The sequence below is a fragment of the Mailhella sp. genome, assembly GCF_057866825.1.
On record NZ_DBMAHT010000137.1, the window covers coordinates 1 to 5,116 of the forward strand.

At 58.3% G+C, this 5,116-nt stretch carries 5 protein-coding genes and 1 tRNA gene; 5 read left to right on the forward strand and 1 reads right to left on the reverse strand.

Annotated features, from left to right (window positions below):
* The first annotated feature begins 38 nt into the window (after positions 1–38).
* The 5 genes from ACZM96_RS09450 to ACZM96_RS09470 all read left to right on the forward strand — a co-directional run bounded on the left by ACZM96_RS09450 (position 39) and on the right by ACZM96_RS09470 (position 4,080).
* Positions 39–857: a phosphate ABC transporter substrate-binding protein gene (locus ACZM96_RS09450; RefSeq protein WP_489488751.1), complete on the forward strand. Its 819-nt coding sequence runs from the start codon at positions 39–41 to the stop codon at positions 855–857.
* Positions 858–1,034: 177 nt separating this feature from the next.
* Positions 1,035–1,913, forward strand: coding sequence for a phosphate ABC transporter permease subunit PstC (gene pstC, locus ACZM96_RS09455; RefSeq protein WP_489488752.1), 879 nt, complete (start codon positions 1,035–1,037; stop codon positions 1,911–1,913).
* 155 nt (positions 1,914–2,068) lie between these two features.
* Positions 2,069–2,941 (forward strand): phosphate ABC transporter permease PstA, encoded by an 873-nt coding sequence (gene pstA, locus ACZM96_RS09460; protein ID WP_489488754.1) that lies wholly within the window; start codon positions 2,069–2,071, stop codon positions 2,939–2,941.
* A 146-nt stretch (positions 2,942–3,087) separates the two neighbouring features.
* Positions 3,088–3,507: a MarR family winged helix-turn-helix transcriptional regulator gene (locus ACZM96_RS09465; RefSeq protein ID WP_489488755.1), complete on the forward strand. Its 420-nt coding sequence runs from the start codon at positions 3,088–3,090 to the stop codon at positions 3,505–3,507.
* Between the two features lie 195 nt (positions 3,508–3,702).
* Positions 3,703–4,080 carry a cupin domain-containing protein gene (locus tag ACZM96_RS09470; RefSeq protein WP_489488756.1) on the forward strand — a complete coding sequence of 126 codons (378 nt, stop codon included), beginning with the start codon at positions 3,703–3,705 and terminating at the stop codon, positions 4,078–4,080.
* A gap of 937 nt (positions 4,081–5,017) precedes the next feature.
* Here ACZM96_RS09470 and ACZM96_RS09475 read toward each other — a convergent pair.
* Positions 5,018–5,094: transfer RNA gene (locus tag ACZM96_RS09475), tRNA-Pro, on the reverse strand.
* Positions 5,095–5,116 lie beyond the last annotated feature (22 nt).

The window sequence follows — 5,116 nt, forward strand, 5'->3', positions numbered from 1 at the left end:
GACGGAATGACCCGCCGGATGAAACAAGGAGTCTGATCATGAAGATCAAAAACGTCATTCTGAGCGCACTGCTTACGCTCTGCGCGGTCGCCCCGGCCTCTGCCGCCGAATCCGTCACCATCAACGGTTCCACCACCGTGCTGCCCATCATCCAGAAGGCTTCCGAGCACTTCATGGCGAGCTATCCCGACATTTCCATCGTGCTTTCCGGCGGCGGTTCCGGCACCGGCCTCAAGTCTCTGCTCGACGGCATCACCGACGTGGCCATGTCCTCCCGTGATGTGAAGTCCAGCGAAACCAAGCTCGCCGCCAGCAAGAAGATGGAACTCACCCGCACCGTCATCGCCGTGGACGCGCTCGTGCCCATCGTCAACAGCAAGAACCCCGTGAAAGATCTTTCCATCGATCAGCTCCGCGACATCTTCTCCGGCAAGATCACCAACTGGAAGGAAGTGGGCGGCTCCGACAACACCATCGTGGTCGTCAACCGCGACAACTCCTCCGGCACCTATGAATGCTGGAAGGAACTGGTCATGAAGGACGCCAAGGTCATGCCCAAGGCCCTCACCCAGGCCAGCAACGGCGGCGTGGCGCAGAACGTTGCCACCAACCCTAACGCCATCGGTTATATCGGTATGGGGTATCTGAATGACAACGTCAAGGGCCTCAACATCGGCGGCGTCAAGGCCACTGCCGAAACCGCTCTCTCCAAGAAGTGGCCCCTCTCCCGCGAACTCTACCTCTTCACCAACGGCAAGCCTGCCGGCAACACCGCCAAGTTCATGGATTTCATGCTTGATCCCAAGCTCGGCCAGCAGGATGTTCTGAGCGCAGGCTACATCCCGCTCGCCAAGTAGGCGTTCTTCCATGCGGACCTTCGGGACGGATGAAATCGTCCCGCCGCACGAAAACTCCTGCATCGAGATCAGGCTCCCCAGAAGCTCCGCCGAAGGCTGAAATTTCGGCGGACGCTTCCTGGAGCCGACCCACCCCCGGGGGAACTTCCCCCTTTTTTTGCATCCCACGGATTCGGCATGAAAACTCGCAAGGAACGATTCACGGAATGGCTTCTGGCCGGCATATCCACGCTTTCCATCCTCTCGATGGCGGGCATAGTGCTCTTTCTTATGCTGGACGGGCTTCCCTTTTTCAAGGACTACCCGCTCACCGACTTTCTTTTCGGCCTGAACTGGTATCCCACCGACGACCCCATGGAATTCGGCATCCTGCCGCTTATTGTGGGGTCGCTTACGGTCATGGCGCTCGCCACCGTCATTGCGGTTCCGCTCGGCGTGGCCACAGCCATCTATCTCTCTGAAGTGGCCAGACCCGGCATGCGGAGAATCGTCAAGCCCTTTGTCGAACTGCTCGCCGCCCTGCCTTCCGTGGTCATAGGATTTTTCGGCATGGTCGTGGTTGCGCCCTTTCTGCAGAATTATCTCGGAGCCTCCACGGGCCTCAATCTGCTGAACGCCGGACTCATGCTCGCCTTCATGAGCGTGCCCATCATCTGTTCCGTCGCCGAAGACGCCATCTATTCCGTGCCCCGCGAACTGCGCGAAGCCTCCCTCTCCCTCGGCGCCACCAAATGGGAAACCCTGACCCGCGTCGTTCTTCCCGCCGCAAGTTCCGGCATCGGCACGGCCGTCATGCTCGGCATGTCGCGCTCCATAGGCGAAACCATGGTCGTGCTCATGGTCGCAGGAGGCGCCGCCGTCATTCCCACTTCGCTCTTCGACTCGGTGCGCCCCATCCCCGCCTCCATCGCCGCGGAAATGGCCGAAGCCCCCTTCCACAGCGAACATTACTACGCGCTCTTCGCCACGGGCATCGTGCTCATCATCTTCACGCTCATCTTCAACGCCACGGCCTTCCGCATTGCGGAAAAGAAAAATTCGGGCATCGGCTGCTGAGACGCAACCGCCGACGCAGCGCATTCCGATTTCCAGGCGTCGCGCCGGCCTCATCAAACAAGGATTTACACGTGTACGGTCTCACCCATTCCGCCCAGAGCCCGACCAGGGCCATGCAACTTTCGACCGAATCTGCAACGTCTTTGAGAGAACCTATGAATACCGCCAAGCGTAACCTGTTTCGTCTGCGCCTTCAGAAGGTGATGTTCGGGTTGCTTTACGCCTCCGCCGCCATCAACGTTCTGGCGCTGTCGGGCGTGTGCCTGTACCTCGCCGTCAACGGCTTCTCCTCGCTTTCCTGGGAGTTTCTCACCGAATACCCCAGAAAAATGATGACGGAAGGCGGCATCATGCCCTGCATCGTGGGCACGTTCCTGCTCGCGTTCGGCTCCATGATCATCGTCTTTCCCATCGGCGTGGCCACGGCCGTCTATCTGCATGAATACAGCCGGAACTCCCGTCTCACCTACTACATCCGCTTCGGCATCAACAACCTTGCCGGCGTGCCCTCCATCGTCTTCGGCCTGTTCGGCCTCTCCTTCTTCGTCACCTTCCTCGGGCTCGGCGTGAGCCTCATTTCCGGCATCCTGACTCTTTCCATTCTCACGCTGCCCATCATCATCAACACCGCCGAAGAATCGCTGCGCCGCGTGCCCGATTCCTGGCGCGAAGCCTCGTTCGCCATGGGCGCCACCAAAGTGCAGACCATTCTGCGGGTGGTCATTCCCGCCGCCTTCCCCGGCATGCTCACCGGCTGCATTCTCGGCCTCGCCCGCGCCGCCGGCGAAACCGGCGCCATCATGTTCACGGCCGCCGTCTATTTCACCCCGCACATGCCCGACTCCCTGCTGAGCCCCGTCATGTCCCTGCCCTACCACATGTACATTCTCGCCACCTCGGGCACGGAAATAGAAAAAACCCTTCCCCTGCAGTACGGCACGGCGCTCATGCTCATCTTCCTCGTCGTGGGCATGAACCTTCTGGCCATCATTCTCCGCGACAGACTGCAGAACAAAAACAAACAGTAACGACGCCGTTCCCGCGTCGACAGCTCTCACAGGTCCGGTCCTGCCGCCTCCTCGCAGAAATCCGGCCGCCTCGGATCACGATCGGAACCAGGGTCGTGATCCTTTTTTCTTGACATAAATTCGATATCAAACTAAAAATCATTTTCATGAAACATCAAGCCATTCTCAATTATGCCAGTCGCCTGCGCGAAGCCGGCAACGCCTTCATCGTCGGCGAGCTGGAAAAAGCCGGGCTGCGGGACATCGCGCCGAGTCACGGCATCGTGCTGCATCTGCTTTTCGAGGCCGGAGAACTCAATATGAGCGAGCTTGCCGCACAGGCCCGCCGCACGAAATCCACGCTCACCACGCTTGTGACCAAGCTGGAACGCCACGGCTACGTGGAACGCATTCCCGATCCCGAAGACTCCCGGGGCGTCAGGGTGCGGCTCACCGACAAGGGAAAGGCTCTCGAACCGGCGTTCCTCGCCATTTCCGACGGGCTGCAAAACATCATCCTGTCCAGGCTCACGACGCAGGAAGCCGACGAACTCGAACGCCTTCTGGCCAAATGTGTGGAGTCATAACCGTTTTCCCAAGGGGAATCGCCGTTTCCGGGGCGAAAAACGCCTAAACAGCAAACGACTCGCCCTGCAGCAAACGCATCCGGCGTCACAAAAACTGCTGCTGTTCATGACGTCGAAAGGTTCAGGCCGCCGTTCCCTTGCGGAGCGGCAAAATTTTTCATAAAAAATTCGACATCTAACTAAAAGGAGCATTCCATGTCCCAGTACAAACTCGACAGCATTGATCTTTCCGCCTCGCGCACCGAACTGCATGATCTTCTCGGCCTGAGCGGCGCGGAAATTTCCTGCAACAATCTGCCCGCGGGCGTCTCCGTGCCCTTTGTACATGCACACAAGCACAATGAGGAAGTCTATCTCGTTCTGGAAGGCGAAGGCAGGCTGTATGTTGACGGCAAGGAACTGCCGCTGAAGGAGGGAAACTGTTTCCGCATTGATCCCGGCGCGGAGCGCTGCATCAGCGCCTCTGCCGACAAGGGCATCCGTTTTCTCTGCGTTCAGGTCAAATCCGGCAGTCTCGACGCCTTTACCATGAACGACGCCGTTCTGTCAGAGAAGAAGCCCAGCTGGCTTTGATGTTCCATGCGCACAGCAGTCAAACTCCCATTCCGGAAGCGGCCATGCTGCGCTCCGTCCGTTGCGGCATGAGGGCTGCATAAGGCGGATGCACGGCGTAAGTTCCGGGCCGAAGCGCCGTCGTCATGCCTCCGGTAGAAAACTGCCTGCCGCCGAGAATCCCGCGGATTGATCCGCATGCAAAAACAGCCTCCGCGTCGCGTCACGGAGGCTGTTTTCTGCATCCTTCACATTTGCCAAAGGTATTCTGCTCATGGCGAAATCACGCATCATAACACACCAGGCACGAAGGACTGCGGCAGAGCTTCCATGCGCTCTGACAGCAAAAACTAAATCACCGGAGTCGTCGCTTTGTTGCCCCCCACCGACGCGCTAAAAAATCTCACGCCGGAGCCTTCGTTCTGGAAGAGGTGATTGACAATGCTCCCAGCTATGCTACCAGTAAGATATAGTCCAAGAAAATTCATATATTTCAAAACAAAAGGCAAAACATGATGACCAGACGCTCTTTTCTCCGCACCTTTGCGGCGCTGGCGACCATCGGCATGGCGACATCGTCGCTGACCGGATGCGTTGTTCCTCCGCCCCCGCCCGACCATCACAAGCCGAAGAAGCGGCCCCGCCGTCCGCCCAAGGGACATCGTCCTCCGCCCCCGCCTCCGCCTCACAGATACTGGTAATGCAAGGCCCCCGAACAGAAGTCGGGGCCTTCCCAACATGCCGAGGCTGCGCTTTCTCTGCTCTTTTGCCGAGACGGATGTCCTCGACGTCGAACATCCTTCCGTTTTCAGCGTCAGACATGCGTTTGTTTTGTCGCTTTTCAGGAACACGGTTCAGCCGTTCTGCCGCAACTTTCCCGGGCACGAAAAGGACGAAACAGGATAAAAGTAAAGCCTCATAAGGTGTTACCCTTACGAGGCTTTACATTCTTTTCATCTGGTCGGGATGGCAGGATTTGAACCAGCGACCCCAGCGTCCCGAACGCTGTACTCTACCAAACTGAGCCACATCCCGACAACGAAGGGGAATATAGCCG